The sequence below is a fragment of the Pseudomonas sp. S09G 359 genome (assembly GCF_002843605.1).
In the GTDB taxonomy this organism is placed as follows: Bacteria; Pseudomonadota; Gammaproteobacteria; order Pseudomonadales; family Pseudomonadaceae; genus Aquipseudomonas.
On the sequence record NZ_CP025263.1, the window covers coordinates 1,907,268 to 1,932,921 of the forward strand.

At 61.5% G+C, this 25,654-nt stretch carries 30 protein-coding genes; 16 read left to right on the forward strand and 14 right to left on the reverse strand.

All coding sequences use genetic code 11. The features are described 5' to 3' along the window. Positions 1-89 precede the first annotated feature (89 nt). Positions 90-563 (forward strand): transcription elongation factor GreB, encoded by a 474-nt coding sequence (gene greB / locus CXQ82_RS08640; protein WP_101273745.1) that lies wholly within the window; start codon positions 90-92, stop codon positions 561-563. 45 nt (positions 564-608) lie between these two features. On the opposite strand, the gene CXQ82_RS08645 is transcribed toward greB, so the two are convergent. After that, positions 609-3,119: an ABC transporter permease gene (locus CXQ82_RS08645; protein ID WP_101267928.1), complete on the reverse strand. Its 2,511-nt coding sequence runs from the start codon at positions 3,117-3,119 to the stop codon at positions 609-611. Beyond that, positions 3,119-3,802, reverse strand: a complete 684-nt coding sequence (locus tag CXQ82_RS08650; RefSeq protein WP_010176179.1) for an ABC transporter ATP-binding protein — start codon at positions 3,800-3,802, stop codon at positions 3,119-3,121. The genes CXQ82_RS08645 and CXQ82_RS08650 overlap by 1 nt, the downstream gene beginning before the upstream one ends. Positions 3,803-3,812: 10 nt before the next feature. Between CXQ82_RS08650 and CXQ82_RS08655 the strand changes: the two genes are divergently transcribed. From CXQ82_RS08655 to CXQ82_RS08665, 3 genes are all read left to right on the forward strand, one after another. Further along, positions 3,813-4,418 (forward strand): arylesterase, encoded by a 606-nt coding sequence (locus CXQ82_RS08655; protein ID WP_101267930.1) that lies wholly within the window; start codon positions 3,813-3,815, stop codon positions 4,416-4,418. A gap of 58 nt (positions 4,419-4,476) precedes the next feature. After that, the gene (locus CXQ82_RS08660; RefSeq protein ID WP_003172705.1) at positions 4,477-4,770 is read left to right on the forward strand and encodes a hypothetical protein; all 294 of its coding nucleotides are present in this window, start codon (positions 4,477-4,479) and stop codon (positions 4,768-4,770) included. 86 nt (positions 4,771-4,856) lie between these two features. Further along, positions 4,857-5,825 (forward strand): L,D-transpeptidase family protein, encoded by a 969-nt coding sequence (locus CXQ82_RS08665; RefSeq protein ID WP_101267932.1) that lies wholly within the window; start codon positions 4,857-4,859, stop codon positions 5,823-5,825. Positions 5,826-5,978: 153 nt separating this feature from the next. Here CXQ82_RS08665 and oprI read toward each other — a convergent pair whose 3' ends face one another. Further along, entirely contained in the window at positions 5,979-6,230 is a 252-nt protein-coding gene (oprI, locus tag CXQ82_RS08670; RefSeq protein ID WP_003172710.1) for an outer membrane lipoprotei OprI, read from the reverse strand. Between the two features lie 611 nt (positions 6,231-6,841). On the opposite strand from oprI, the gene CXQ82_RS08675 reads away from it, so the two are divergent. Then, a complete protein-coding gene (locus tag CXQ82_RS08675) occupies positions 6,842-7,123 on the forward strand; it encodes a GNAT family N-acetyltransferase (RefSeq protein WP_003189869.1) in 282 nt (93 codons plus the stop codon). Positions 7,124-7,179: 56 nt separating this feature from the next. On the opposite strand, the gene CXQ82_RS08680 is transcribed toward CXQ82_RS08675, so the two are convergent. Then, the gene (locus CXQ82_RS08680) at positions 7,180-8,256 is read right to left on the reverse strand and encodes a 3-deoxy-7-phosphoheptulonate synthase (RefSeq protein ID WP_101267934.1); all 1,077 of its coding nucleotides are present in this window, start codon (positions 8,254-8,256) and stop codon (positions 7,180-7,182) included. A gap of 130 nt (positions 8,257-8,386) precedes the next feature. Continuing rightward, complete coding sequence (locus CXQ82_RS08685; protein ID WP_101267936.1) at positions 8,387-8,821, reverse strand: PilZ domain-containing protein; 435 nt, start codon at positions 8,819-8,821, stop codon at positions 8,387-8,389. Here CXQ82_RS08685 and CXQ82_RS08690 point away from each other — a divergent pair. The 5 genes from CXQ82_RS08690 (at position 8,820) to cysB (ending at position 12,727) form a co-directional block, all read left to right on the forward strand. Then, complete coding sequence (locus tag CXQ82_RS08690; RefSeq protein ID WP_101267938.1) at positions 8,820-9,206, forward strand: co-chaperone YbbN; 387 nt, start codon at positions 8,820-8,822, stop codon at positions 9,204-9,206. The genes CXQ82_RS08685 and CXQ82_RS08690 overlap by 2 nt on opposite strands. Beyond that, positions 9,203-10,156 carry a putative 2-dehydropantoate 2-reductase gene (locus tag CXQ82_RS08695; RefSeq protein ID WP_101267940.1) on the forward strand — a complete coding sequence of 318 codons (954 nt, stop codon included), beginning with the start codon at positions 9,203-9,205 and terminating at the stop codon, positions 10,154-10,156. The genes CXQ82_RS08690 and CXQ82_RS08695 overlap by 4 nt, the downstream gene beginning before the upstream one ends. A 15-nt stretch (positions 10,157-10,171) precedes the next feature. Next, positions 10,172-11,077, forward strand: coding sequence for a 5'-nucleotidase (locus tag CXQ82_RS08700; RefSeq protein WP_101267942.1), 906 nt, complete (start codon positions 10,172-10,174; stop codon positions 11,075-11,077). A 70-nt stretch (positions 11,078-11,147) separates the two neighbouring features. Then, positions 11,148-11,648, forward strand: a complete 501-nt coding sequence (locus CXQ82_RS08705) for a universal stress protein (protein WP_101267945.1) — start codon at positions 11,148-11,150, stop codon at positions 11,646-11,648. Positions 11,649-11,752: 104 nt separating this feature from the next. Beyond that, a complete protein-coding gene (gene cysB / locus CXQ82_RS08710; protein ID WP_101267947.1) occupies positions 11,753-12,727 on the forward strand; it encodes an HTH-type transcriptional regulator CysB in 975 nt (324 codons plus the stop codon). 24 nt (positions 12,728-12,751) lie between these two features. On the opposite strand, the gene CXQ82_RS08715 is transcribed toward cysB, so the two are convergent. Then, positions 12,752-13,234, reverse strand: a complete 483-nt coding sequence (locus tag CXQ82_RS08715; RefSeq protein WP_101267949.1) for a GreA/GreB family elongation factor — start codon at positions 13,232-13,234, stop codon at positions 12,752-12,754. A gap of 12 nt (positions 13,235-13,246) precedes the next feature. Next, positions 13,247-13,621, reverse strand: coding sequence for a hypothetical protein (locus CXQ82_RS08720; protein ID WP_101267951.1), 375 nt, complete (start codon positions 13,619-13,621; stop codon positions 13,247-13,249). A gap of 132 nt (positions 13,622-13,753) precedes the next feature. On the opposite strand from CXQ82_RS08720, the gene earP reads away from it, so the two are divergent. Beyond that, the gene (gene earP / locus CXQ82_RS08725; RefSeq protein ID WP_101267953.1) at positions 13,754-14,887 is read left to right on the forward strand and encodes an elongation factor P maturation arginine rhamnosyltransferase EarP; all 1,134 of its coding nucleotides are present in this window, start codon (positions 13,754-13,756) and stop codon (positions 14,885-14,887) included. A 49-nt stretch (positions 14,888-14,936) separates the two neighbouring features. Further along, positions 14,937-15,509, forward strand: coding sequence for an elongation factor P (locus CXQ82_RS08730; RefSeq protein ID WP_003218698.1), 573 nt, complete (start codon positions 14,937-14,939; stop codon positions 15,507-15,509). Between the two features lie 65 nt (positions 15,510-15,574). On the opposite strand, the gene CXQ82_RS08735 is transcribed toward CXQ82_RS08730, so the two are convergent. The 4 genes from CXQ82_RS08735 to CXQ82_RS08750 form a co-directional block, all read right to left on the reverse strand. Then, the gene (locus CXQ82_RS08735; protein ID WP_101267955.1) at positions 15,575-16,591 is read right to left on the reverse strand and encodes an alpha/beta hydrolase fold domain-containing protein; all 1,017 of its coding nucleotides are present in this window, start codon (positions 16,589-16,591) and stop codon (positions 15,575-15,577) included. Between the two features lie 27 nt (positions 16,592-16,618). Continuing rightward, complete coding sequence (locus CXQ82_RS08740; RefSeq protein WP_101267958.1) at positions 16,619-17,038, reverse strand: organic hydroperoxide resistance protein; 420 nt, start codon at positions 17,036-17,038, stop codon at positions 16,619-16,621. 237 nt (positions 17,039-17,275) lie between these two features. Beyond that, complete coding sequence (locus CXQ82_RS08745) at positions 17,276-17,728, reverse strand: MarR family winged helix-turn-helix transcriptional regulator (protein ID WP_101267962.1); 453 nt, start codon at positions 17,726-17,728, stop codon at positions 17,276-17,278. An 80-nt stretch (positions 17,729-17,808) separates the two neighbouring features. Continuing rightward, complete coding sequence (locus CXQ82_RS08750; RefSeq protein WP_101267964.1) at positions 17,809-18,759, reverse strand: LysR family transcriptional regulator; 951 nt, start codon at positions 18,757-18,759, stop codon at positions 17,809-17,811. Between the two features lie 108 nt (positions 18,760-18,867). Between CXQ82_RS08750 and CXQ82_RS08755 the strand changes: the two genes are divergently transcribed. Beyond that, complete coding sequence (locus tag CXQ82_RS08755) at positions 18,868-19,617, forward strand: sulfite exporter TauE/SafE family protein (RefSeq protein WP_101273746.1); 750 nt, start codon at positions 18,868-18,870, stop codon at positions 19,615-19,617. Here CXQ82_RS08755 and CXQ82_RS08760 read toward each other — a convergent pair. Then, entirely contained in the window at positions 19,607-20,488 is an 882-nt protein-coding gene (locus CXQ82_RS08760; RefSeq protein ID WP_101267967.1) for a LysR family transcriptional regulator, read from the reverse strand. The genes CXQ82_RS08755 and CXQ82_RS08760 overlap by 11 nt on opposite strands. 70 nt (positions 20,489-20,558) lie before the next feature. Here CXQ82_RS08760 and CXQ82_RS08765 point away from each other — a divergent pair, with 70 nt between their 5' ends. Together CXQ82_RS08765 and CXQ82_RS08770 are read left to right on the forward strand one after the other, a co-directional pair. Beyond that, positions 20,559-20,765, forward strand: a complete 207-nt coding sequence (locus tag CXQ82_RS08765) for a DUF1127 domain-containing protein (protein ID WP_164445021.1) — start codon at positions 20,559-20,561, stop codon at positions 20,763-20,765. Between the two features lie 45 nt (positions 20,766-20,810). Further along, a complete protein-coding gene (locus tag CXQ82_RS08770; protein WP_101267970.1) occupies positions 20,811-22,040 on the forward strand; it encodes a winged helix-turn-helix domain-containing protein in 1,230 nt (409 codons plus the stop codon). Positions 22,041-22,136: 96 nt separating this feature from the next. On the opposite strand, the gene CXQ82_RS08775 is transcribed toward CXQ82_RS08770, so the two are convergent. Beyond that, complete coding sequence (locus CXQ82_RS08775; protein ID WP_101267972.1) at positions 22,137-23,483, reverse strand: class II 3-deoxy-7-phosphoheptulonate synthase; 1,347 nt, start codon at positions 23,481-23,483, stop codon at positions 22,137-22,139. Positions 23,484-23,606: 123 nt separating this feature from the next. Here CXQ82_RS08775 and CXQ82_RS08780 point away from each other — a divergent pair, with 123 nt between their 5' ends. After that, complete coding sequence (locus CXQ82_RS08780; RefSeq protein ID WP_101267974.1) at positions 23,607-24,362, forward strand: spermidine synthase; 756 nt, start codon at positions 23,607-23,609, stop codon at positions 24,360-24,362. Positions 24,363-24,466: 104 nt separating this feature from the next. Here CXQ82_RS08780 and CXQ82_RS08785 read toward each other — a convergent pair whose 3' ends face one another. Then, on the reverse strand, positions 24,467-25,258 hold the full coding sequence (locus CXQ82_RS08785; protein WP_101267977.1) for a crotonase/enoyl-CoA hydratase family protein: 792 nt from the start codon (positions 25,256-25,258) through the stop codon (positions 24,467-24,469). Positions 25,259-25,654: the final 396 nt, after the last annotated feature.

Here is a 25,654-nt window from a genome sequence, read left to right on the forward strand (position 1 = left end):
CATTTATTATCAATGCCTGCCAAGCCGATGCCAGGGCGTGATGTCCTGGCCTGGCGACACCTATGGACATTGCCCGGGGATGCGTACGTTTGAGTACCAAGTTGATTACCAAAGAAGGTCATGAGGCGCTTAAGAAAGAGCTGGATTACCTGTGGCGGGAAAAACGTCCGGACACCACGCGCAAAGTGACATGGGCCGCTTCGCTGGGTGATCGCAGCGAAAACGCCGACTACCAGTACAACAAGAAGCTGCTGCGTGAGATCGATCGCCGGGTTCGTTACCTGCGCAAGCGCCTGGAAGACATGCGTGTGGTGGAGTACATGCCGGAGCAGGAGGGCAAGGTGTTTTTCGGTGCTTGGGTCGATATTGAAAACGAGCAGGGCGAAACCAAGCGTTTTCGTATCGTCGGTTATGACGAGATTTATGACCGGATGGACTATATCTCCATCGACTCACCGATGGCCCGCGCGCTGTTGCGCAAGGAAGTCGACGATGAGGCCATGGTGCAGACGCCTGGCGGTGAAGTCTGCTGGTGGATCACCGGGATCGAGTATGTGAAGTAGCCGGCAGTGGCCCGCCCCCTGCAAAGGGCGCGGGCCATCTAGGTTTCAGCCTTCGCGCAATACGGTCAACGGGCTGGCATTCAATGCGCGGCGCGTACCGAACACACCGGCCCCACCGATCAACACGGCACCGATTACCGGCAGCAGTAACAGCCATGGGTGAGGCTGCCAGACCAGGTCAAACGCATAGCGGTACAACCCCCAGGTCACCAGCTCTGTTCCCAGCGCTGCCAGCAACCCACTCACCGCACCGAGCAAACCGAACTCGATGCGCCTGGCCTTGACCAGCAGCTTGCGCTCGGCGCCCAGGGCGCGCAGCAGTGCACCCTGGCGGATACGCTCATCAAGGGTGGCTTGCAGGCCGGAGAACAGCACCGCCATCCCGGCCGCCAGTACGAACAGCAGCACGTATTCCACTGCCAACGTCACTTGGGCGAGGATGCTGCGCAACTGCTCCAGCAGCGCCTCGACCTGCAGGATGGTCACCGCCGGGAAGGCCCGGGACAGATCGACGATCTGTTGGTCGTGGCCCGGTGCCAGGTAGAAGCTGGTCAGGTAGGTGGCGGGCAGGTCCTTCAAAGTGCCTGGTTGGAAAATCATGAAGAAGTTAGGCTGGAAGTTATCCCAGTTGATAGTCCGCAGGCTGGTGACCCGCGCTTCACGATTTTCCCCGCCTACGGTAAATACCAGGTGGTCGTTGAGCTTGAGCTTGAGGCTTTCCGCGACCTTGGCCTCTACCGAGACCCCGGGAATATCATCGCCAGGTTGCTGCGACCACCAGGTGCCTGCGGTCAGGGCATTGCCCGGTGGCAGGTCGGCGGCCCAGGTCAGGCTCAAATCACGCTGTACCGCGCGGTCGCCACTGGAGTCCTTGCTGACGATTTCCTGCACCGGCTCGCCGTTGATGCTGATCAGGCGGCCCGGCACCACGGGGTACAGCGGTGCTGACTGGGCCTGCAGTTCCAGCAGGCGCGCACCGAAGGCGTCTTTGTCGGCCGGCAGTATATTCAGCGCAAAATAGTTGGGCGCGTCCTTTGGCAACTGGTTCTGCCAGGTGTCGAGCAGCTCGCCGCGCAGCAAGGCGATCAAGCCCATGGACAGCAGGATCAGGCCGAACGCCAGGGATTGGCCAGCAGCGGCCAGTGGGTGGCGCAGCAACTGCCCCAGGCCCAGGCGCCACGGCAGCGAGGCACGGGCCAGCAGGCGGCGCAGGCTTTGCAACAGCAGCAGGAGCAGCCCGCCCAAGACCAGCGCAGCCACTACGCCGCCGCCGAGCAACGCGAAGGTCAGCACCAGGTCGAGGCTGAGGCGCCACATGATCAGGCCCAGGGCGAACAGCGCAGCACCGTAGACCATCCAGGTGCTGGACGGGATCGGCAGCAAGTCGCGACGCAGTACCCGCAGCGGCGGCACCCGGCCCAGGGCCGCCAAGGGCGGCAGGGCGAAGCCGGCAAGGGCGACCAGCCCGGTACCGATCCCGGCAACGGCCGGTAGCAACCCGCCAGGCGGTACGTCCGCCGGCAGCAGGTCGTGCAGGAAGTAGAACAGGCCAAACTGCGCCAGCCAGCCGAGCAGGGCGCCGGTCAAGCTCGCCAGCAGGCCCAGCACGCTCAGTTGCAGGGTGAACAGCAACATGGCTTCGCGTCGCGATAACCCCAGGCATCGCAACAATGCACTGGCGTCGAAACGTCGCGTGGCAAAGCGGTTGGCCGACAACGCCACGGCCACGCCGGCCAGCAGCACGGCCACCAGGCTGGCCATGTTCAGGTAACGCTCGGCCTTGCCCAGGGCGCCGCCGATCTGTTGGTTGCCGTCCCGTGAGTCCTGCAGGCGCTGGTTGGCGGCGAGGCCTGGCTTGATCAGGTCGCGGTAGGTTTGCAGCGCCGTACTGGCTTGCGGCCCACGCCACAGTTCGCGGTAACTGACGCGGCTGCCGGGCTGGACCACGCCGGTGGCGTCAAGGTCCGCCAGGTTGATCATGACCCGGGGCGTGAGGCTGTAGAAGTTGCCGGCGCGGTCGGGCTCATAAGTCAGGATGCGGGCCAGGCGCAGGGTCTTCATGCCCACGTCGATGCTGTCGCCGACCTTGAGGTCGAGTGCGGTCAGCAGCCGCGCCTCGACCCAGGCTTCACCGGGTTTCGGACCGCCGCCTGGGGTTTCATCGCCAAACGGCGCGGCGGCGCTCTTCAGTTCACCCCGCAGCGGGTATTGCTCGTTAACCGCCTTGATGCTGGAGAGCTGGATGCCGTTATCGGTAGCAATGACGCTGGAAAACTCCACCACGCGCGCGTGGTCCAGGCCCAATTCGGTCCCGGAGCGGATTTGTTCCGGCCGGGCCGGCGAGCTGCCTTCAAGGACCAGGTCGGCGCCGAGGAACTCGGTGGCGCGCAGCATCATGGCGCCATTCAGGCGGGCACCGAAGTAACCGATGGCGGTGCTGGCGGCCACAGCCACCAGGAGGGCAAAGAACAACACGCGCAATTCGCCGGCGCGGGCATCGCGCAGCAATTGGCGCATGGCAAGGCTGAACAGGCGCAACAGCGGCAAACGTGCCATCAAGGCTCCAGGGGCGCGACCATCAGGCCGGCTTCAAGGCGGATCAGGCGTCGGCAACGGTGGGCCAGGCGCTCGTCGTGGGTGACCAGCACCAGGGTCGTGCCGCTTTCTTTATTGAGTTCGAACAGCAGGTCGCTGATGCGCTCGCCGGTGTGGCTGTCGAGGTTGCCGGTGGGTTCATCGGCAAACAGCACGTCCGGCTCGGCGGCGAATGCCCGGGCGATTGCGACCCGTTGCTGCTCGCCACCGGACAGCTGGCGCGGCGAGTGAGTGAGGCGCTGGCCCAGGCCGACGCGCTCGAGCAGGTGCCTGGCGCGCTCGCGGGCGTCTTTGCGGCCGTCCAGCTCCAGCGGCAGCATAACGTTTTCGAGGGCGTTGAGGCTGTCGAGCAACTGGAAGGATTGAAAGACGAAGCCCACGTGCTCGGCGCGGATGCGCGCGCGCTGGTCTTCGTCAAGGGTGCTGAGGGCTTGCCCGGCGAGGGTGACTTCGCCGCTGCTTGGCAGGTCGAGGCCGGCCAGCAGGCCCAGGAGGGTGGATTTGCCGGAGCCGGAAGCGCCGACGATAGCCAGGCTATCGCCCTTGTTCAGTTCCAGGCTCAGTTCGTGCAGGATAGTCAGTTCACCTTCCGCGCTGGGAACCACTTTGCTAAGGTTCCGCGCGGTGAGAATGCTTGCGCCCATGGAGAATCCGATGCGAATGTGGTTTTTGAGTGCTGGCCTGGCCTTGATGTGCATGGCCCAGAACGCAGCGGCGGGTACAGTCCTGATCGTTGGCGATAGTATCAGTGCCGGTTTCGGCCTGGATACCCGCAAAGGGTGGGTCGCGCTGCTGGAGCAACGGCTCAAGAGCGAAGGTTTCGACGATAAAGTGGTCAATGCCTCGATCAGCGGCGACACCAGTGCCGGAGGCCTCGCGCGGCTGCCGGCGGCGCTTGCAGAGCATAAGCCGGACGTGGTGGTGATCGAATTAGGGGGCAACGATGGCTTGCGCGGCCAGCCGCCAGCGCAATTGAAACAAAATCTTGCGTCGATGATTGAGCAGTCCACCGCTGGCGGTGCCAAGGTGCTGTTGCTGGGCATGCAATTGCCACCCAATTATGGTCCGCGCTACACCACTGCGTTTGCCGAGGTGTATGGCGCGCTGGCCAAGGAAAAAAACGTCCCTTTGGTGCCGTTTTTCCTCGACGGCGTTGGCGGCAATCCGGAGCTGATGCAGGCGGATCAACTGCACCCGGCGGTCGGCGCCCAGGGCAAGTTGTTGGAAAATGTCTGGCCGGCGCTAAAACCGCTGCTATGACGCTTTTCTACCGGCAGGCTTTCGGCTAAGGTGGCGCCCCCCCGATTTGGAGCCCCTGATGTCGCGTCCTGCCTGGTCCCTGTTTAACTACCAACTGATCGAGCCGGACGAGCAGCTGGATCTGTTCGCCTGCCAGGAAGTGCGGGTGCATCTGGTGACGCGTCAATTGGAACTGGGCGGCTCCATCGATCGCACGCTGTGCGGCACCTTATTGCCGGCGCAACCGCGCTGGTCGTTGGTGGATCGTTCGATTTTCCAGGACCAACGCCTGTGCCCCTTGTGCCGGGCTATTCTCGAGTCGCAGAAGCGCGGCACGCCGCCGATCTGGCCGGAGCTGCGGTTCGAGCTGTAGGCCCGCCTACAAGCTTGCAGCTAGAAGTGCGCTTCACGTATACAATCGATTTTTACCTACCCGTCGTTCTGCGAAGGATTTTCCGGATGTTGTCGCGCCTTTCCGTCGTCACCTGCTGCCTGTCTCTCGCTGCACTCTGTGCGGCCGGTTCTGCGTCAGCTTTGCAGTTGCCCTTGCCACCGCCGGGCGAGGACATCGTCGGCCAGGTCCAGGTGATCAAGGCCAAGTACGAAGACACCTTTGCCGACCTGGGCACCACCTATGACCTGGGCTATTCGGAAATGGTCGCGGCCAACCCGGGCGTCGATGCCTGGCTGCCGGGGGCGGGCACCGAGATCGTGCTGCCGACGCGTTTCATCCTGCCACCGGGCCCGCGCGAAGGCATCGTGATCAACCTGGCGGAATACCGGCTGTACTACTTCCCCAAGGGCCAGAACGTGGTCTACACCTTCCCGCTGGGGATCGGCCGTGAAGGCTGGGGCTCGCCCATCGCCCATACCAGCATCATCGCCAAGACGCCGAACCCGACCTGGACGCCGCCGGCCTCGATCAAGGCCGAGCACGCCGCCAACGGTGACCCGCTGCCCAATGTGGTGCCGGCCGGTCCGGACAACCCCCTGGGCCCGTTCAAGTTTACCCTGGGCACGCCGGGTTACCTGATCCACGGCTCCAACATGAAGTTCGGCATCGGTACGCGTACTAGCCACGGCTGCTTCCGCATGTTCAACAACAACGTGCTGGAAATGGCCGGCATGGTGCCGGTGGGCACGTCAGTGCGCATCATCAACGATGCGTACAAGTTTGGCAGCAGTGGTGGCAAGGTCTACCTCGAAGCGCATACGCCATTGAACGATGACGGCACACCGTCGGTGGTCGACAAGCACACGGCGGTGATCAACGCTCTGCTCAAACGTGAGGACCTGGCCAATAACCTGCGGGTGAACTGGGACCAGGTGCGCGATGTGGTCGCGGCGGAAGATGGCCTGCCGACCGAGATCGGTGTGCCGGGTGCAGCGCCTATAGCGTCCAGTGCACCGATTGACCTGCAACAGTAAACCTTGTGGAAGGGGGCTTGCTCCTGATAACGGTGTATCAGTCAACACCTCCGTGACTGACCTCCGCCATCGGAAGCAAGCCCCCTCTCATATTCAGGCAATAAAAAAGCCGACCCATAAATGGATCGGCTTGGTAACAACCCCGAAGGACTATTACTTGCGGCTTGCTTTTTCAAGCATGCGCAGAGCGCGTTCGTTAGCTTCGTCAGCAGTCTGTTGTGCTTTTTGAGCAGCAGCCAGAGCTTCATCAGCTTTACGATAGGCTTCGTCTGCACGGGCCTGGGAGCGAGCTGCTGCGTCTTCAGTTGCAGTCAGACGAGCTTCGGTTTCTTTGGAGACGCTGCTGCAACCGGTAGCCAGAACTGCGGCCAGAGCCAGAGCAGAGAATTTCAGAACGTTGTTCATCGTGTTCCCCTTCAAGGACTTTCTATTAAATGGCTACTTTCTCAGAGTGAGCTGATAGCCGGCGTACATACTACTCATTACTTGTAGTAAGTAAACTGACGTAGCGCAAGAAGCAAAAAAAATTCTTGTGCCGAATCTATTTTGGCTAATCTTTTGGAAATTTGTATAAAAAGCGTCCAATTTTTTTCATATGGATGAGCATTGGATCCAGGCTGAGAGCACCGCCCTGCATGCGTTAGGCCTTGTAAATAGATGAAAATTTATATATCCAGGCTCGCACTTTCGCTCAGGCCGCGTTTAGCCCTTTCGGTATCTTTTACCCATGTAGAGGTGACTTTAAGAGCGCCTGTTCGTCTCAAGGTTCAACTGCCGGCAATGTTCAGGCTATCGGTCACCGGTTGATCGAGGCCCTTTCTATATCCACCAGTGGCAGGGGATGACGAGTGCGCCTTGAGCAATTGCAGGATTGGTGCCTACTATTCCTTACGTGCTGGTTGTGAGCGCTCAGGTTTTCTCGTTGTCGAAACCGGCACGGGGTGGCGTAGATGTTCCTTCGCCGGAAAAACATCGGTAAGGTAGGGGTCAAAATTCAAGACCCGCGAGGAGTAGTGATGAGCGAGGCGTTGTCCATCCACCATGACCAGGCTGGTCATCAGTTCGAGACCAATGTGGACGGTCATCGTGCCTATCTGACCTATATGGACCTCGGGAAGCAGACCCTGGATATCTATCGGACCTTCGTGCCCAACGCACTGCGCGGCCGTGGTATCGCGGCGGCATTGACCGAAGAAGCCTTGAAGTTCGCCGAAGAAGCAGGCTACACAGTGATCCCGTCGTGCTCTTATGTAGAACGCTACATGGAGCGCCACCAGCGCCACGCCGCCAAGCTCTGACGGATCAGCAGGGAATAAAAAACGCCGGGCTAGCCCGGCGTTTTTGTGTGCGCAATTCAGCTGCGTTTGCGTTTGGGCAATACGTCCTTGAGCTTGGCATGCATGCTGCGCAGGGTGTTTTCGGTGGCCGCCCAGTCGATGCACGCATCGGTGATCGACACGCCGTACTGCAAGTCGGCCAGGTCTTTTGGAATCGCCTGGCAGCCCCAGTTCAGGTGGCTCTCGACCATCAGGCCGATAATCGACTGGTTGCCTTCGAGGATCTGGTTGGCGACGTTTTCCATCACCAGCGGCTGCAGGGCCGGGTCCTTGTTGGAGTTGGCGTGGCTGCAGTCGACCATGATGTTCGGCTTGATCTTGGCCTTGTTCAGCGCCTGCTCGCACAGCGCAACGCTGACCGAATCATAGTTGGGCTTGCCGTTGCCGCCACGCAGCACCACGTGGCCGTAGGCGTTGCCCTTGGTGGTGACGATGGACACACCACCTTCCTGGTTGATACCCAGGAAGCGGTGCGGGCTCGACACCGATTGCAGCGCGTTGATCGCAACCGTCAGGCCGCCGTCGGTGCCGTTCTTGAAGCCCACGGCCGAGGACAGGCCGGACGCCATTTCGCGGTGGGTCTGGGATTCGGTAGTACGCGCGCCGATGGCCGACCAGCTGATCAGGTCTTGCAGGTACTGCGGGGAGATCGGGTCGAGGGCTTCGGTGGCGGTGGGCAGGCCCATTTCGGCCAGGTCCAGCAGCAATTGGCGACCGATGTGCAAGCCGTCCTGGATCTTGAACGAGTCGTCCAGGTACGGGTCGTTGATCAAGCCTTTCCAGCCGACGGTGGTGCGCGGTTTTTCGAAATAGACGCGCATCACCAGGTACAAGGTGTCGGACACTTCTGCCGCCAGCACCTTGAGGCGTTCGGCATATTCATGGGCAGCCTTGAGGTCGTGGATCGAGCAAGGCCCGATCACGACGAAGAGGCGGTGGTCGGTGCCGTCGAGGATGTCACGGATGACTTCGCGACCCTTGGTGACGGTCTGCAGGGCAGCGTCGCTCAGGGGGATTTCGCGCTTGAGCTGATCAGGTGTGATCAGCGTCTCGTTGGATTCGACGTTAAGGTCATTGATCGGTAAATCAGCCATCGTGTTACTCGCCAGGGTCACGGGTGCCGGCCGCCAGCCATCCCCGTGCGGCGGGCACAGCATGATTTGAATGCAGGGGGGAGGAACCTTAGCGCGTAACACGGGCCCGCGACAATGGGCAAAGCCCGCTTTAATCCCGCGCTGGCTGCACAAATGCCTCATGGGAGAACTCGCCGGCATGGCGCGACACCCACTCCCGGGCCAGGGCTTCGAGTTGCTCAGGCGTCGGCTCGGCGTCTTCGTGCTGGCGGCAGTAGCGTTCCATCCGGCATGCTTGCTCACCCATGCGTGCACCGAACAGTGCATGCTCGTCGGTGAACGAGATGCCGATGCGGTAGCCGTTCTCGACCTTGCGGCACCACGCCACATAGCCCGGGTATCGGGCGCTGGCGCCCAGTGAGGGGATGTGCAGATCAACCGCAGTACCCTGGCGCCAGGCGCGCGGCCAATTGCAGGCGATGCCGCCCAGGCCGATAGTGTGCAGGCGTTGACGGGGGATTGTGGGGGAGGGGCGTTGGATTAACTCGACGGCGACATCATCAGGGTGAGGTAAAAAACGACCCATGTACACGGACTCCAAGCACCGTCCAGTTGACGGCGGCAGCAGCAGTATAGTGAAGGAACTGGAATTGACCGACCTGGATATTGACCAGCAATTGCTGGGATTGCCAGGGATTTCGCTGGTGGTGTTCACCAGTGTGGGGTGTTCCAGTTGCCGTTGGGCACGCCAGCAACTGCCGGGCTGGCGCTTGCCGCTGGACCGCGTGTGCTGGGTGGATGCCGGGCACAACGGGGGGGCGGTGGAACGCTACCAGATCTTTCATTTGCCCGCGCTGTTCGTGGTGTGCGAGGGTCAATTCCTCGGGCAAATACAGACACGTCTTACACTTGCCGACCTGAGCGATGCGATCAATCAAGCGCTTACCCGTACTCCTGAGGATCTGCCATGACAGCACAATCGCCGCGTATCGGCATCATTGGCACCGGCGCCATCGGTGGTTTCTACGGCCTGATGCTGGCGCGTGCAGGTTTCGATGTGCACTTCCTGTTGCGCAGCGAATATGCCGCCGTCAGCGAGCACGGCTTGCATCTCAACAGTACGTTGCATGGCAAGCTGCACTTGCACCCGGTGCAGGCCTACGCCCGCGCGGCCGATATGCCGGCGTGCGACTGGTTGCTGGTGGGCACCAAATCCACCGGCAACGTGGACCTGGCGCCGACCATCGCCCAGGTCGCGGCAGCGGATGCCAAAGTGGTGCTGCTGCAAAACGGCCTCGATGTGGAAGACAGCCTGCGTGAACACCTGCCGGCGTCGCTGCATCTGCTCGGCGGCTTGTGCTACATCGGCGTGCATCGCTCCGCGCCTGGCGTGGTCGAGCACCAGGCGTTGGGCCGGGTCAACCTCGGCTATCACAGCGGCACTGCAGCCAACGATGCAGACCGCCAGAAGGCGATTGTCGAGGCCGGCGCCGCGCTGTTTCACCAGGCCGGCATCGAGTCCCAGGCCATGGCTAATGTGCATCAGGCCCGGTGGCACAAGCTGGTGTGGAATGTGCCCTACAACGGCCTGTCCGTATTACTGGGCACTGGCACCACCGCGCTGATGGCGGATGAATCCAGCCGCGAACTGATCCAGGCGCTGATGGCCGAGGTGGTGCAGGGGGCCAATGCCTGCGGCCATGCGATCCCCAACAGTTACGCCGAGCAGATGTTCACCATGACCGAGTCCATGGATGACTACCTGCCCAGCATGTACCACGACCATGTGCACAAACGCCCGCTGGAACTGGCGGCGATCTACGCTCGGCCACTGGCCGCCGCCAAGGCCGCAGGGTGCGAATTGCCGCGCATGCAAGCGCTGTATCAGGCCTTGAGCTTTATCGATCGGCACAACCGCTGACTGGGGGGAAACACCATGGCGAAGGGATTGGGCGACAAACTGGTGCTGGCGATTTCATCGCGGGCGCTGTTCGACCTGAGCGACAGCCACAAGGTCTACCTGGCCCAGGGCGTGGAGGCCTATCGCAAATACCAGATCGAACACGAAGAGGAAAATCTCGAGCCCGGCGATGCCTTCCCATTGGTGAAGAAGCTGCTCAGCCTTAATGCGAGCCTTGGGCGTGCCCGCGTGGAAGTGGTGCTGGTGTCCCGCAACAGTGCCGACACCGGCTTGCGCGTGTTCAATTCGATCCAGCATTACGGTCTGGATATTTCCCGCGCGGCCTTCGTCGGCGGGCGTAGTCCCTATCCCTATTTGGCGGCATTTGGTTGCCACCTGTTTTTGTCCACCCATGCCGAGGATGTGCGCAGCGCCCTCGATGCCGGGTTTGCGGCGGCGACGATTCTGTCGGGTGGCCCGCGCCGGGCTTCCAGCGAGGAACTGCGCATCGCTTTTGACGGCGACGCGGTGCTGTTTTCCGATGAGTCCGAGCGGGTTTACCAGGCCGGCGGGCTGGAGGCGTTCCAGGCCAGCGAGCGTGAGTCGGCGCGCCAGCCTTTGCATGGCGGGCCTTTCAAGGGCTTCCTGGCAGCGTTGAACCTGTTGCAGCGCGAGTTTCCCGACGAGGCCTGCCCGATCCGCACCGCCTTGGTGACTGCCCGTTCGGCACCCTCCCATGAGCGGGTGATTCGCACCCTGCGCGAGTGGGATATCCGCCTGGATGAATCGCTGTTCTTGGGCGGCCTGGAAAAATCCGCGTTTCTGGAAGCGTTCGCCGCCGATGTATTTTTCGATGATCAGGCCGGGCATTGCGAGAAGGCCAGGGAGGTTGTGGCCACCGGGCACGTGCCCCATGGCATCAGTAACGAGGTGAAGATCTAAGTCAATCCAAGTCGCCTGGGCGCTGCTAAGCTGATTCAATCTCCGCCGTCCTGGCAACCCAGGAGGTTCTATGATTCGTTCGATGCTGTATGCCACGGACCTCGGTCTGTATGCGCCTTACGTGATGCAGCATGCGCTGGCGCTGGCGCGAACGTTCAAGGCTGATTTGTACGTGATTCATGTGGTCGAGCCCATCGGGCTGTTCGCCGAATCGGTGTTGCAGAGCTACCTTGATGAGGCGGCCTTGCGTGAATGGCAGAGCCAGGGGCTGACCACGGTGATGGCGACCATCGAGCAGCGGGTGCTGGACAGTTTTCGCGAGGAATTGGGGGAGGGGGAGCAGGATCTGAAATTGATCCGCTCGGTGCGGGTGATCCAGGGGGACCCGTGCGAAGTGATACTCGAACAGTTGCGCAAACTCTCCGTAGACCTGCTGATCGTCGGCAGCCATAGCCATGCAACCGCCGCGGCCACACCGCTTGGGCGTACCGCTGCGCGGGTGTTGCAGCTGTCTACGGTGCCGGTTTACCTGGTGCCTTCCTTACAACGTCGACGCAGCGATGACGTGTGATGGATAGAAAACGATAAAAAGTTCTAGATTTATCCGTCAAACCTTTAATATAGTTATATACCGTCGCTGATACCCGTGGCGTCTATCTGCTTTGAGGGACACATATGAAGCTTCAACAACTGCGCTACATCTGGGAAGTGGCGCACCACGACCTCAACGTTTCCGCTACCGCTCAAAGCCTGTACACCTCGCAACCGGGTATCAGCAAGCAGATCCGCCTGCTCGAAGACGAGCTGGGTGTCGAAGTGTTCGCCCGTAGCGGCAAGCACCTCACCCGCGTCACCCCGGCCGGTGAACGCATCATCACCACCGCCGGCGAGATCCTGCGCAAAGTCGAAAGCATCAAGCAGATCGCCCAGGAATTCTCCAACGAGAAGAAAGGCACCCTGTCGATCGCCACCACCCACACCCAGGCACGTTATGCCTTGCCGCCGGTGATCCGCGATTTCATCAAGCAGTACCCGGACGTGGCGCTGCACATGCACCAGGGCTCGCCGATGCAGATCGCCGAGATGGCCGCCGACGGCACCGTTGATTTCGCCATTGCCACCGAAGCCCTGGAGCTGTTCGGGGACCTGGTGATGATGCCGTGCTACCGCTGGAACCGTTGCGTGGTGGTGCCTCAGGGCCACCCGCTGGCCAAGCTGTCGAAGCTGACCCTGGAAGCCCTGGCCGAATACCCGATCGTGACCTATGTGTTCGGTTTCACCGGCCGCTCCAAGCTCGACGAAGCCTTCAGCCATCGCGGCCTCACGCCGAAAGTGGTGTTCACCGCCGCCGACGCCGACGTGATCAAGACTTACGTGCGCCTGGGCTTGGGCGTGGGCATCGTCGCCAAGATGGCGGTAGATACCAACCTCGATAAAGACCTGGTGGTACTCGATGCCAGCGAGTTGTTCGAATCCAGCGTGACCAAGATCGGTTTCCGTCGTGGCACCTTCCTGCGTGGCTTCATGTGCGACTTCATCGAGAAGTTCGCGCCGCACTTGACCCGTGAAGTGATGGCCAAGGCGATCCAGTGCCACAACAAGCAGGAGCTGGAAGAGCTGTTTGACGGCGTAGAATTGCCGGTTCACTGATACCGCGTCACTGCAAAGGCAAGCTTATTTGGCCTCGGTAACCGTAAACAGTTGCCGAGCGCCTGCCACCAGAATCTCCACCTCATCACCCTCGAACTTGCCCAGCAGGCTTTTGCCCAACGGTGAACGCGGGGTGATGACGGTCACCGGTTGCCCCACCACTTCCACCTTCAAGCCTGCCGCATCCGGCGCCAGGAACAGCCATTGCTGGCGACCGTTTTCGTCTTCCAGGCCGAGTAGCGCGCCGACTTCAATACCCCGCTGATCATCGTAGGCACGCAGCGGCATGGCCTGGCACAGCGCCAGCGCCTGCTTGATTTCCTCGACGCGTTTGGCTTGCCCGGCGGCCAGGTAAGACGCTTCCAGCCCGAGGGTGTCGTATTTGTTCTCGGCGATATTTTCTTCGTGGGTCGCGGTTTCGTAGGCGGTCTGCGCGGCGCGTTGGGTGATGTCGAGGTCGACGCTGAGTTTCTCCAGCATCATTTGGTGGACGGCGTGTTTATTCATGGTTGTGCTTGATCATTCGCAAAATTGCAGGACATTCGCCCGGCTCTTTTCATTGGGCGCGTTCTGGTCCTGTTGCAGCCAGAACTGGCATTTAGGGTTGGCCAGGTTGCGTGCGTTATTGCGCGCCTGCTCCAGGGTTTGCTGTTGTTGCTGCTTTTGCAGGTTCTGCTGGTACTGCTCGAACATGCGGTTCGGCGGCTCCGGCGCTGGCGCCACAGTGGCCGGCTGGCCCAACTGCTGGACTGCCTGGGCGACGGGGGCCAGGCTTTGCGGGAACAGATAGCGCGATGCCAGCCAGGTGGTCAGTGCAATGGCGATAAACCCCAGCCACACGCCCAAGGCAATGGCGATGCACAGCTTGAGCAGCGATAACGGACGATCAGACATGAGGGCCTCCTGGCAGGCATTGCAGACGTAGCCGCGATTGTCGCACAGCCTCTGTGCAGAATAATCGCGATCAAGCCTTCTGCATCAGCGCATTTATGCGGACAATCGAGCCTTTGAGCGTTGGAGCCCGGAATGAAAGCCCGCTGGGATATTTTTTGCAGCGTCGTCGACAACTACGGCGACATCGGCGTGACCTGGCGCCTGGCCCGGCAACTGGTAGTGGAACACGGCTGCGACGTGCGCCTGTGGGTCGACGACCTGCGGGCCTTCGAGCGCATGTGCCCGCAAATCGACGTGCAATTGCAGCAGCAATGGCAGGAGGGCGTCGAAGTGCGCCACTGGCCGGCCGAGTGGGCCGGGGCGGCGGCGGCGGATGTGGTGATCGCCGCCTTCGCCTGCCAATTGCCGCCCGACTACATGGAAGCCATGGCCGAGCGCGACCGCACGCCCTTGTGGATGAACCTGGATTACCTCAGCGCCGAAGACTGGGTGGTCGGTTGCCACCGCTTGCCTTCGGTGAAGTTCAAGGGCGTACAGAAGTACTTCTTTTTTCCAGGCTTCCGGCCTGGCACTGGCGGCCTGTTGCGTGAGGCGGGGTTGCTGGAGCAGCGTCGGGCGTTTCAGCAGGATGGCGCGGCGCAGCGCCAATTCCTGCACACCCTGGGCGTGGTGCCGGCCGCCGGTGCGCGGCTGATCTCGCTGTTTGCCTATGAAAACGCCGGGCTCGCCAGTTGGCTTGACGCGTTGTCGACGGACGGGCGTGCCACCCATCTATTGGTGCCGGAAGGGCGCATCCTCGGTGATGTAGAGCGCTGGCTCAAGGTAGAAGGCCTGGCGGCGGGTGCTGTGCATCAGCGCGAGGCGCTGACCGTGCAGGTGCTGCCGTTCGTGCGCCAGGAGCAATATGACCGCCTGCTGTGGTGCTGCGACTTCAATGCGGTGCGCGGCGAGGACTCGTTCGTGCGTGCCCAGTGGGCCGGGCGGCCACTGTTGTGGCACATCTACCGTCAGGATGAAGACATCCACCTCGACAAGCTCGACGCGTTCCTGGCGCTGTACACGGCAGGCCTGTCGCCGGCGGCAAGGGCTGCGCTGGTCGCACTCTGGCAGGTGTGGAACACTGATGGCGATATGGCACAGCCTTGGAAAATGCTGCTTGAGCACTGGCCAGAAGTCAGCCAGCACGCCGAGACGTGGTGTCTGGAACAAGGCTTGCAGGCCGATCTTGCGACGGCGCTGGTACACTTTTATGAAAGTTGGATATGATACGCCACCTTGATTTTTGTAAATCCCATCCAAATTTCGGATATATGCAATGAAAACTGGTAAAGAACTGAAACCCGGTACAGTGATCCGTCTCGAAAACGACCCTTGGCTGGTTCAGAAAGCTGAGTTCACCAAGTCTGGTCGTAACAGCGCAATCATGAAGACCAAGCTGAAGAACCTGCTGACCGGTTACAAGACCGAGATCGTCTACAGCGCCGATGACAAACTGGACGACGTGATCCTCGACCGCAAAGAAGCGACCCTGTCCTTCATCAGCGGCGACACCTACACGTTCATGGACACCACCGACTACACCATGTACGAGCTGAACGCTGAAGATATCGAAGCCGTTCTGCCGTTCGTGGAAGAAGGCATGGAAGACGTCTGCGAAGCAATCTTCTTCGAAGACCGTCTGGTTTCCGTAGAGCTGCCGACCACCATCGTGCGTAAGGTTGCCTACACCGAAGGTTCCGCTCGCGGTGACACTTCGGGCAAAGTAATGAAGCCTGCCAAGCTGGCTAACGGTACCGAACTGCAAGTGGCCGATTTCATCGAAATCGACGACCTGATCGAGATTGACACCCGTGAAGGTGGTTCGTACAAAGGTCGCGCCAAGAAGTAATTCTGGCCAACCGGTACGAATAAAAAGCCCGACCTTGAGTCGGGCTTTTTTGTGCGCGTTACCTTTTACTTCAGGTGTTGCTTCAGTTCATCCGAGGCCTGGAGAAGGGCTGAGCGCACTGCCGGCACCTGGCTGACCACGTTGAGCAAACCGTAGTCATGGATCATGCCGTTGTAGCGCACGGCGGTTACCGGCACACCGGCTGCATCCAGCTTGCGCGCATAGGCTTCGCCTTCATCGCGGAGCACGTCGGCCCCGGCCGTTTGAATCAGTGCGGGCGGCAAACCCTTGAGCTGATCAGTGCTGGCCCGCAGCGGCGAGGCGTAGATCTCGGCGCGCTGGTTGGCATCGGTGGTGTAGTTGTCCCAGAACCACTTCATCATGTTTTTGCTGAGGAAGTGCCCCTCGGCGTACTCGTTGTAGGACGCGGTTTCGAAGTTGGCATCGGTTACCGGCCACAGCAGCAGCTGGAACTTGATGGCCGGCGTGCCCTTGTCCTTGGCCATCAGGCTGACGACCGCCGCCATATTGCCGCCGACGCTGTTGCCCGCTACCGCCAGGCGCTTGCCATCGACATTGAGTTCCTTGGCGTGTTCAGCCACCCATTTCGTGGCGCCGTAGGCCTGGTTGATGGCCACCGGGTAGTGCGCTTCGGGTGACGGCGTGTAGTTGACGAACACCGCGACCGCCCCCGAACCGGCGACCAGATCCCGCACTAGGCGTTCATGGGTGGGGTAATCCCCCAGCACCCAACCGCCGCCGTGGAAGAACATGAACACCGGCAAAGTGCCTTTGACCCCGGCTGGACGCACGATGGTCAGGCCCAGCGGCTGGCCATCGACCTGGATGGTCTTCTGGCTCACGTCCGCCGCTGGCAATGTCAACTTCACCCCGGCCTGGGCGCCCGTCAGTACGGCACGGGCGTCCTTCGGCGTGAGTTGCTCTATCGGCTTGCCGCTGCCGGCGTTCAACACATCCAGGAACGCCTGGGTGGTGTGTTCTACATCGCCAGTGGCCGCGAAGGCGTTGGTGATGGACAGGGCCAGCAGGGTGCCGGTGAGTGCTTTACCAATTGTGTTCATTGTTCTCTCCTCGGACGGCGGTGGTCATCAGACGCTTACGTGCAGGCGAACATCGACGTTGCCACGGGTGGCGTTGGAGTACGGGCAGACCTGGTGGGCGGCGTCGACCAGGCTTTGCGCGTCGTCCTGGGCCAGGCCCGGCAGGCTGATGTGCAGGTCGATGTCCAGACCGAAACCACCCGGGATCTGGCCGATGCCGACATGGGCAGTGATCGAGGCGTCGTCCGGGATTTTGCGTTTGGTCTGGCTGGCGACGAATTTCAGGGCGCCGATAAAGCAGGCCGAGTAACCGGCGGCAAACAGTTGCTCAGGGTTGGTGGCCTGGCCACCGGCACCGCCGAGTTCTTTAGGGGTGGCGAGCTTGACGTCGAGGATGTTGTCGCTGGAAACAGCGCGACCATCACGGCCGCCGGTGGCGGTGGCTACTGCGGTATAGAGAGTTTGCATGGTGTCGTCCTCTTTGATTATTAGCGCTAAATATTTGCGCGCTAAGTAGTTGGTGAGGTGAATGTATAGCGCTAATGTTTAGTGCGCAAGATAAATTTATAAAATATTTTCGGGAGCACCTAAAACCAATGTGGGAGGGGGCTTGCTCCCGATGGCGGTGTATCAGTCAAAGATTCATTGGCTGATTCACCGCTATCGGGGGCAAGCCCCCTCCCACATTTCGATCCGCTTAGTGTTTTAGATTGCGTTCTGCAGGTTGCTGCGCAGTGCAACCAGGTCAGCTTGCAGCTTGCGCAATTGCTCCAGCTCCAACCCGCTGGCGCCGAGGATGCACTGCGGAATACCCATGGCCTTTGCCTGCAAGGTCCGGCCGGCATCGGTCAATTCCACCACCACCACGCGCTCATCTTCACGGCTGCGGGTGCGGCTGAGCAGGCCTTCGGCTTCCAGGCGCTTGAGCAGCGGGGTGAGGGAACCCGGATCGGTCAGCAGGCGGCTGCTGATTTCTCCCACGGTTAAACCATCCTCTTCCCATAGCACCATCATGGCCAGGTACTGCGGGTAGGTCAGGCCGAGGGCTTGCAGCAGCGGCTTGTAGACCTTGGTCATCAGCAGTGAGGTGGAGTGCAGGGCGAAGCACAGCTGGTTATCCAGCATCAGGGATTCGCACGGGTCTGGATTTTTGCTCATGGCAGTGCCTCAAAAAAGCGTGTCTGGTCTGGAATCTAGCGGGCAAATGTTTAATGCGCCAGGTAATTCTGTCCTAGCGGTCAGACAAAGCCACTCTGCAGCGCCAGATCCCAGGGCGGCACCGGGCTGAATCTGGACTTCAGGTATTCCAGCAGCAATCGGCTACGGGCGTTGGCCTGTTGTTCCAGGCGCAAGGCGTAGATCCCGGTGGTTTCCGGGCTGGGCAGGCCGTCTTCGCAAAACAGTGGCAGCAGCTCGCCACGCACCAGATACTCACTGGCCAACCAGGTCGGCAGATGGGCGATGCCCAGGCCGGCGAGGGCGCCGGACAGCAAGGCTTCGGCGTTGTTGGCGCTCATGCGGATGCGTTGCGGGCGATACGTGGCGCGGCGCCCGTCCAACTCGAAACGCCAGGCGAACATCGGCGCCATGCCCTCCCAGTCCAGGCCGTCGTGCTCGCTCAGTTCGCGCGGGTGGGTGGGGGTGCCGCGGCTTTTCAAATACGCCGGGCTGGCGCAGGCGATGCGCACGATACTGGCCAGGGGCGTGGCGATCAGGCGTGTGTCGACGATATGCCCGGCGCGCAGCACCAGGTCGACCTTGCCCAAGTGCGAACCCTGCATATCAACGAAGCTGTCGATCAGATGCAGGTGCACATCGAGCCCCGGGTACACGTTCAAAAAGTCCGCAATCACCGGCGCCAGATGCCGCCGCCCGAACGCCGCCGGGGCATCCACGCGGATCAAACCCTCCGGCGCATGGCTGAGGGACACCGCTTCGGCCCGCGCCAGTTGCAACTCAGTAACAATCCGCCGCGCCCGTTCGGCAAACGCCAGGCCGGCCGGGGTTGGCAGCACCGCGTGGGTACTGCGCTGGAACAGGCGGCTGCCCACCGAGCTTTCCAGGCTGTCGATGCGCCGTGCCACCGCCGAGGGCGTCAACGGATGGCGACGGGCGGCGGCGGAAAAGCTGCCCGTCTCCAACACATCGAGAAACAGGCCGAGTTGATCAGTGAGGGTATTGGGGTTCATAGGCGCGCGCTTATGCGAGATTGGCATAGCCATTGTGCGTTGCTGTGCGTTTCCGCGCCAGAGCCGACTGCGTAGCATGCAAGGCCTGGGATTGTGGAGTGACGCGTGGTGTTGGATTTAGCGATATACCTGGTTATGGGCGCGGCCCTCGGCACGGTGGGCGGGCTGTTCGGGATTGGCGGCGGGCTGATTGCCATTCCGGTGCTCGGCGTGTTGTTCGGCCTGGATCAACAGATTGCCCAAGGCACCGCGCTGGTCATGGTGGTGCCCAATGTGATGCTGGCGCTGTGGCGTTATCACCAGCGCAATCGTATCGAGCTGCGTCACGCATTGCCGCTGGGGGTGATGGGTTTCAGTTTTGCCTGGTTGGGTTCGATCTGGGCGGTGGGCCTGGATGCGGCGGCGATGCGCATTGGCTTTATCGCCTTTCTGGTGGCGCTGGCGGCCTACAACGTGTTGCGCATGTTCACCCGCAATGCACCGCCGACGGCACAGATGCGCTACTCCTGGCCATGGCTGGGCGTTTTGGGCGCCGCGTCCGGCTCCATGGGCGGTCTGTTTGGGGTAGGCGGCGCAGTGATTGCCACGCCGGTGCTGACCAGCCTTTTCGGCACCACCCAGGTGGTCGCTCAAGGCTTGTCCCTGGCCTTGGCGCTGCCCAGCACCGGCGTAACCTTGGTCACCTACGCCTGGCACCACGAGGTGGACTGGATGATCGGTGTGCCACTGGCCGTTGGCGGCTTGCTCAGCATCAGTTGGGGCGTGAAGGTGGCCCACGCGCTGCCGGAGCGCGTATTGCGCGGGCTGTTCTGCGGCTTCCTGGTGGTGTGCGCGGTGATGCTGACGTTTAAAGTCTGAAGCCTTCGAGGATGTAATCCGCCAGGCATTCGGTGATGGGCGAGGTCATCGCCGGGTTGCGCAGCAATCGCAGATTCATCGACGGCAGGGGAGGGAAGCCTTCTTCGCTGCCGAGCACGCGCAGGTCTTCGGTGACCAGGCTTTCCATGCTGACCATGACCGCCAGGCCGGAACTCACCACGGCCTGAATCGCCGCCACGTTGGAGCTGTGGTAGGCAAGGCGGTAATCGCGCCCGGCAGCGTCCAGGGCCGCGCGGGTCCACTGGGTGCAGAAGCTGTCGACGCCGGAAATCGCCAGCGGCAGCGCATCGTGCTCGTCCACGCAGAAGCACGGCGCCGCCACCCAGACCATGCGTTCGGTGCGCAGCAATTCGCCAATCTCATTGCCGGGCTCACGGCTGATCACGGTCAGCGCCAGGTCGCGGCGCTGCATCAATACGGTCGACGCCTCGCAGTGCATCTCGATCTGGATCAGCGGATACGCCTTGGAGAACCGTTTGAGAATCCCCGGCAGGAAACGCATCACGTAGTCGTCCGGCGTGCCGATGCGTACCAGCCCGACCATATGCGGTTCACGCAGGGTGTTAAACACCTCGCTGTGCAGTTTCAGGATGCGCCGCGCGTAGCCCAGCAGCACCTGGCCTTCGGGCGTGAGCCGCACTTGTCGGCCATCACGCTCGAACAGCTTGCGCTGCAACACGTCTTCTTCCAGGCGCTTCATCTGCATGCTCACCGCCGACTGGGTGCGGTTGACCACTTCGCCGGCGCGGGTGAAACCGCCCTGGTCGGCGATGGCGACGAAGGTGCGCAGCACTTCAGTGTCGATGCTCGGGTAGCCGGACAATTGATGAATCTCCGAGATGTATTGCATAAGAAACATTCGTTGGATTGATCTTAAGCCCAGGCACACACTCGCGTCATCCCCACTGGAGGGCGAGAAGATGAAAGGTCAAAGAGGTTTTGTGTTGATGGCGAAACGTCCGTTTTCCGGGCTGTTTCACAAGATTGCCCGTTGGCAGGCGCTGCATGAGGAGCGCCAGATGTTGGCGACCTTGAGTGATGATGCTCTCAAGGACATCGGTCTTAACCGCGGCGACGTGGAGCAGGAGCGCCACCTGCATTTCTGGCAAGACCCGCTGCGAAAATAATCCAGGATGCAGTAGGGTGGTCGGCGCGCCCACACGGAGATTCCCATGCTCGCCGACCTGTCCTTTTCACTCAAGCAAGCTCGACGCATGGCGCTGGTGGCCCAGGGTTTTTCCGGGCGCCAGGCGCCTGCATTGATCAAGGCCGCGCACCTCAACCGGTTGATCGAACGCCTGGGGGTGTTGCAGATCGATTCGGTGAATGCCGTGGTGCGCTCCCATTACCTGCCGCTGTTTTCCCGCCTCGGCAACTATTCCCCCTTGCTGCTTGAACAGGCCGCCTGGAGCCAGGGCCGACGCCGTTCGCTGTTTGAATATTGGGGGCATGAAGCGTCGTTGCTGCCGATGGCGCTGTACCCGTTGATGCGCTGGCGCATGGAGCGGGCGCAGCAGGGGCAGGGGATTTACTCACAGATGGCACGTTTTGGCCGCGAGCAGCAAGCCACCATCCAGCGTGTCTTGCAAGCCGTGGAACAGCAGGGCGCGTTGGCTGCGGGCAGTTTGTCGACCCGCGAGGAACGCGCTGGCCCCTGGTGGGATTGGAGTGATGAAAAACATGCGCTGGAATGGCTGTTTGCCGCCGGGCTGGTCACCGTGGCCGGGCGGCGTGGGTTTGAGCGCCTGTATGATTTGCCGGAACGGGTGATCCCCGCTGAGGCGCTGCAACTATCCGTGAGCGAAGCCGAGGCCCAGCGTGGCCTGCTGCTGCACAGCGCCACCGCATTGGGTGTCGGCACGGAAAAAGACCTGCGCGATTACTTCCGCCTCGACCCCGCCGACAGCCGCGCCCGTTTGGCCGAACTGGTGGAGGACGGGCAGTTGCTGACCTGTCAGGTGCAAGGCTGGAAGCAGCCGGCGTATTGCCTGCCCGAACCGAAAGTGCCACGCAAAGTGCCGGCCAGCGCCTTGCTGTCGCCGTTCGATTCACTGATCTGGGAACGCGCGCGCACCGAGCGCCTGTTTGATTTTCGCTACCGCCTGGAGATCTACACCCCGCAGGATAAGCGGGTGTACGGCTACTACGTGCTGCCTTTTTTGCACAACGAGCGGATCGCCGCGCGCGTCGACCTGCGTGCCGAACGCGCCAATGGGCGCCTGGCGGTGCATGCGGTGCACGAGGAGGAGCCGGGGCTGGATGAGGAGGGGATGCAGGCGTTGGCCGTGAACCTGCGGCAGATGGCTGATTGGTTGGGGTTGGAGCAGGTGCAGCTCAATTGTCCGCGGGTGAGTGCTGATCGGTTGAGGGTGGCCATGCTCAGCATGGATGTTGGCCTGTAGGGCCCCATCGGGGGCAAGCCCCCTCCCACAGGGGAACGCATTTCAAATGTGGGAGGGGGCTTGCCCCCGATGGCGTCAGCCCTGACAACTAAGGTCTCAGCGCTTGACCTGTTTCAACGTCTCAGCAATCAAAAACGCCAACTCCAGCGACTGATCCGCATTCATCCGCGGGTCGCAATGGGTGTGATAACGATCCGACAACCCGTCTTCAGTGATCGGCCGCGCGCCGCCGATGCACTCGGTGACGTTCTGCCCGGTCATTTCGATATGAATCCCGCCGGCGTAGCTGCCCTCGGCCTGGTGCACCTGGAAGAACTCCTTCACTTCGCCAAGGATCTGCGCAAAGTCGCGGGTCTTGTAGCCGCTGCTGGCCTTGATGGTGTTGCCGTGCATCGGGTCGGAACTCCACAGCACTTGCTTGCCTTCGCGCTGCACGGCACGGATCAGGTTTGGCAGGTGGTCGCCGACCTTGCCGGCGCCCATGCGTGCGATCAGGTTGAGGCGGCCGGGGTCGTTGTCCGGGTTGAGGATGTCGATCAAGCGGATAAGGTCGTCGGGGTTCATGCTTGGGCCGACCTTGACCCCGATCGGGTTGTTCACTCCGCGCAGGAATTCGACGTGGGCGCCGTCCAGCTGGCGCGTGCGGTCGCCGATCCACAGCATGTGCGCGGAGCAGTCGTAGTAGTCGTTGGTCAGGCTGTCGCGACGCACAAAGGCTTGCTCGTAGTTGAGCAGCAGCGCTTCGTGGGCGGTGAAGAAGCTGGTCTCGCGCAGTTGCGGCGAGCTGTCCATGCCGCAGGCGCGCATAAAAGCCAGGGTTTCATCGATGCGGTCGGCCAACTGGCTGTATTTTTCCGCCAGGGCGGAGTTGGCGATAAAGTCCAGGTTCCACTTGTGCACCTGGTGCAGGTCGGCAAAACCGCCTTGGGCAAACGCGCGCAGCAGGTTCAGGGTGGCGGTGGACTGGTGGTAGGACTGCAACAGGCGGTCCGGGTCCGGCACACGGCTTTTTTCGTCGAAACCGATACCGTTGACGATATCGCCACGGTAGGCGGGCAGGGTGATGCCATTGATGGTTTCATCGTTGGCCGAACGCGGCTTGGCGAACTGGCCGGCCATGCGCCCGACTTTGACCACCGGGCAACCGGCGGCAAAGGTCATCACAATGGCCATCTGCAGTAGCACCTTGAAGGTGTCGCGGATTTTCGCCGCGGAGAACTCGGCAAAGCTCTCGGCGCAGTCGCCGCCCTGCAGCAGGAACGCGCGGCCCTGGGTCACTTCGGCAAACTGACGGCGCAACTCGCGGGCTTCCCCGGCAAACACCAGTGGCGGGTAGCTGGCCAGGTTCTGCTCCACTTGCAGCAAGTGTGCAGCGTCCGGGTACTGGGGTTGTTGCTGGATCGGCAGGGCGCGCCAGCTGTCGGGGCTCCAGGGTTGGCTCATCATGAACTCGTTTGGCTGATTGACGGTCGGGCGCCAATGTTATCAGCAATTAGTGCGTGACCTGCTGCTGCCGGTTGGCTGACAATCGCGGCTTTGCCGTGCGGTAACCCTTTAGGAGTAGTGATGAGCGAGGAGCGTGTCGAGCACCTGCTGGCCGAAGTCCATGATGATTTCGGCATGATCCGTGTGCTCGAAGTGGCCGACTACCGGTTTCTCGAATTTGGCGACGCCATCGAGCAAAGCTGCGTTTTTACCGCCGACCCGAGCTGGCTGGAGTACGACTACACCCGCGCGATGCTGATTGGCGCGTTGTGCCATGAGCTGCCGGAGAGTGCGCTGTTCCTCGGCCTGGGCGCCGGTACGCTGACCCAGGCGTGCCTCAAGTTCTTGCCGCTGGAAGACGTCGAAGCCATCGAACTGCGCCCCGATGTGCCGCGCCTGGCCATTGAGTACCTTGGGCTGGACGACGACCCACGGCTCTACATCCGCATCGGCGACGCCTTGCAGTTACTCGATACCGCCGAGCCGGCGGATCTGATTTTCGTCGACCTGTATACCGACGTCGGCCCAGGCGTGGGCCACCTGGCCTGGAGCTTCCTGGAAAACTGCCAGAAAAAACTCAACCCCGGCGGTTGGCTGGTGATCAACCAGTGGGCCACCGACGATGGCAAACCGCTGGGGGCCGCATTGTTGCGCGGGTTGTACCACCGGCATTACTGGGAATTGCCGGTGAAGGAGGGCAATGTGATTCTGCTGGTGCCTTCGGAGTTGGATCAGGAGCTGGACCTGGATGCGCTGACGGCCCGTGCCGAGGCGTTGGCGCCGCGGCTGGGGTACTCGTTGCAGCCGTTGATCAAGGCGATTCGGCCGGCGACCTAAGTTGTCTTTGCCGGCCTCATCGGGAGCAAGCCCCCTCCCACATTTGCAATGCATTCCAAGTGTGGGAGGGGGCTTGCCCCCGATGAGGCCATCACTGCCTACACTCAAATGCCCTTGAACACCCCCGGCCGCTTCTCAACCATCGCCCGCACCCCTTCCTTGGCATCCTCACTGTTAAGCAACTTATCCACCATCGGCGGCAACGCGGCGGCCGCCACGGTTTCACCTTCCATGCGCGCCAACCGCGCCGACATCAACGTAGCCTGAACGCCCAGCGGTGCCTGGCGCGCAATGCGAGTAGCCAGCTCGATGGCGCGTGGCAGCAAGTCTTCACTGGCCATCACTTCCTGCACCAAGCCCAGGCGCAGGGCGTCATGGGCGTCGAACTCGTCGCCGGTGAGCAACCAGCGCATCGCGTTGCCCCAGCCGGCGATCTGATGAAAGCGCAAGGTCGCGCCGCCAAAGGGGAAGATCCCGCGCTGCACTTCCATCTGGGCAAAGCGCGTGTTGCTCGCGCACAGATTGATATCCGCCGCGAGCATCAATTCGATACCAATGGTCAGGCAGTAACCCTGGGCGGCCACGATCACCGGTTTATTGACCCTGGGGCCAGCGAACACGCCCCAGGGATCGCAACCCCCCAACGGTGGTTGCCAGCCGCCGGCCATCACGGCACTGACATTGGCCAGGTCCAGGCCGGCGGTAAAATGGTCGCCGTGGGCAAACACCACAGCCACCCGGGCGTCGTCGTTTCGATCAAATTCGCCATAGGCCAGGCTCAGCTCGTTAAGCAAATCCAGGTCAAAAGCGTTGCGCTTGGCCACCCGGTCCAGGCCCAGCAACAGGACATGGCCCTGGAGTTCACGGCTGACGCGGCTGCTGCTGGCTTGATTCATGGGGTGTGCCCTCGGGCGCGGGTGGGGTTTCGGAGCTATTTCGGAGCAACGAGTCTCAATGCGTAGGTGAAACGTTTAAGCGTTATGACCAGCAGGGCCGGGCCTTTGAAAAATAGACCCTGGCGGGCATCTACGCAAAGACTGTGACGCAGCGCGGTTTATCGGTGTTTCCCGATAAAAAAAGCTCCCTTTTTCAGCTATTTCCGGTATAGTGCGCGCCGGCCTTTAACCGGGCCGCGTTTAGGTAGCGCAATTCCCCGAAGTCAGCTTCGGCTGCACGTCCGCACAGCGGACTCTCCCTTGACGAATCTTTTTCATTCATTCGTTTTCGCAAATCCCCGCCGACAAAGCAGCCAGGGCGACTCTTGAGTCTCAACACGGCATGCGCAGCTTTGG

What these genes read in the sequence shown, in the direction of transcription:
- CXQ82_RS08645 (WP_101267928.1), bottom strand. Translation starts at nt 3,119, where the DNA reads ATGGCACGTTTGCCGCTGTTGCGCCTGTTCAGCCTTGCCATGCGCCAA.
- CXQ82_RS08650 (WP_010176179.1), bottom strand. Translation starts at nt 3,802, where the DNA reads ATGGGCGCAAGCATTCTCACCGCGCGGAACCTTAGCAAAGTGGTTCCC.
- CXQ82_RS08655 (WP_101267930.1), top strand. Translation starts at nt 3,813, where the DNA reads ATGCGAATGTGGTTTTTGAGTGCTGGCCTGGCCTTGATGTGCATGGCC.
- CXQ82_RS08660 (WP_003172705.1), top strand. Translation starts at nt 4,477, where the DNA reads ATGTCGCGTCCTGCCTGGTCCCTGTTTAACTACCAACTGATCGAGCCG.
- CXQ82_RS08665 (WP_101267932.1), top strand. Translation starts at nt 4,857, where the DNA reads ATGTTGTCGCGCCTTTCCGTCGTCACCTGCTGCCTGTCTCTCGCTGCA.
- oprI (WP_003172710.1), bottom strand. Translation starts at nt 6,230, where the DNA reads ATGAACAACGTTCTGAAATTCTCTGCTCTGGCTCTGGCCGCAGTTCTG.
- CXQ82_RS08675 (WP_003189869.1), top strand. Translation starts at nt 6,842, where the DNA reads ATGAGCGAGGCGTTGTCCATCCACCATGACCAGGCTGGTCATCAGTTC.
- CXQ82_RS08680 (WP_101267934.1), bottom strand. Translation starts at nt 8,256, where the DNA reads ATGGCTGATTTACCGATCAATGACCTTAACGTCGAATCCAACGAGACG.
- CXQ82_RS08690 (WP_101267938.1), top strand. Translation starts at nt 8,820, where the DNA reads ATGTACACGGACTCCAAGCACCGTCCAGTTGACGGCGGCAGCAGCAGT.
- CXQ82_RS08685 (WP_101267936.1), bottom strand. Translation starts at nt 8,821, where the DNA reads ATGGGTCGTTTTTTACCTCACCCTGATGATGTCGCCGTCGAGTTAATC.
- CXQ82_RS08695 (WP_101267940.1), top strand. Translation starts at nt 9,203, where the DNA reads ATGACAGCACAATCGCCGCGTATCGGCATCATTGGCACCGGCGCCATC.
- CXQ82_RS08700 (WP_101267942.1), top strand. Translation starts at nt 10,172, where the DNA reads ATGGCGAAGGGATTGGGCGACAAACTGGTGCTGGCGATTTCATCGCGG.
- CXQ82_RS08705 (WP_101267945.1), top strand. Translation starts at nt 11,148, where the DNA reads ATGATTCGTTCGATGCTGTATGCCACGGACCTCGGTCTGTATGCGCCT.
- cysB (WP_101267947.1), top strand. Translation starts at nt 11,753, where the DNA reads ATGAAGCTTCAACAACTGCGCTACATCTGGGAAGTGGCGCACCACGAC.
- CXQ82_RS08715 (WP_101267949.1), bottom strand. Translation starts at nt 13,234, where the DNA reads ATGAATAAACACGCCGTCCACCAAATGATGCTGGAGAAACTCAGCGTC.
- CXQ82_RS08720 (WP_101267951.1), bottom strand. Translation starts at nt 13,621, where the DNA reads ATGTCTGATCGTCCGTTATCGCTGCTCAAGCTGTGCATCGCCATTGCC.
- earP (WP_101267953.1), top strand. Translation starts at nt 13,754, where the DNA reads ATGAAAGCCCGCTGGGATATTTTTTGCAGCGTCGTCGACAACTACGGC.
- CXQ82_RS08730 (WP_003218698.1), top strand. Translation starts at nt 14,937, where the DNA reads ATGAAAACTGGTAAAGAACTGAAACCCGGTACAGTGATCCGTCTCGAA.
- CXQ82_RS08735 (WP_101267955.1), bottom strand. Translation starts at nt 16,591, where the DNA reads ATGAACACAATTGGTAAAGCACTCACCGGCACCCTGCTGGCCCTGTCC.
- CXQ82_RS08740 (WP_101267958.1), bottom strand. Translation starts at nt 17,038, where the DNA reads ATGCAAACTCTCTATACCGCAGTAGCCACCGCCACCGGCGGCCGTGAT.
- CXQ82_RS08745 (WP_101267962.1), bottom strand. Translation starts at nt 17,728, where the DNA reads ATGAGCAAAAATCCAGACCCGTGCGAATCCCTGATGCTGGATAACCAG.
- CXQ82_RS08750 (WP_101267964.1), bottom strand. Translation starts at nt 18,759, where the DNA reads ATGAACCCCAATACCCTCACTGATCAACTCGGCCTGTTTCTCGATGTG.
- CXQ82_RS08760 (WP_101267967.1), bottom strand. Translation starts at nt 20,488, where the DNA reads ATGCAATACATCTCGGAGATTCATCAATTGTCCGGCTACCCGAGCATC.
- CXQ82_RS08765 (WP_164445021.1), top strand. Translation starts at nt 20,559, where the DNA reads ATGAAAGGTCAAAGAGGTTTTGTGTTGATGGCGAAACGTCCGTTTTCC.
- CXQ82_RS08770 (WP_101267970.1), top strand. Translation starts at nt 20,811, where the DNA reads ATGCTCGCCGACCTGTCCTTTTCACTCAAGCAAGCTCGACGCATGGCG.
- CXQ82_RS08775 (WP_101267972.1), bottom strand. Translation starts at nt 23,483, where the DNA reads ATGAGCCAACCCTGGAGCCCCGACAGCTGGCGCGCCCTGCCGATCCAG.
- CXQ82_RS08780 (WP_101267974.1), top strand. Translation starts at nt 23,607, where the DNA reads ATGAGCGAGGAGCGTGTCGAGCACCTGCTGGCCGAAGTCCATGATGAT.
- CXQ82_RS08785 (WP_101267977.1), bottom strand. Translation starts at nt 25,258, where the DNA reads ATGAATCAAGCCAGCAGCAGCCGCGTCAGCCGTGAACTCCAGGGCCAT.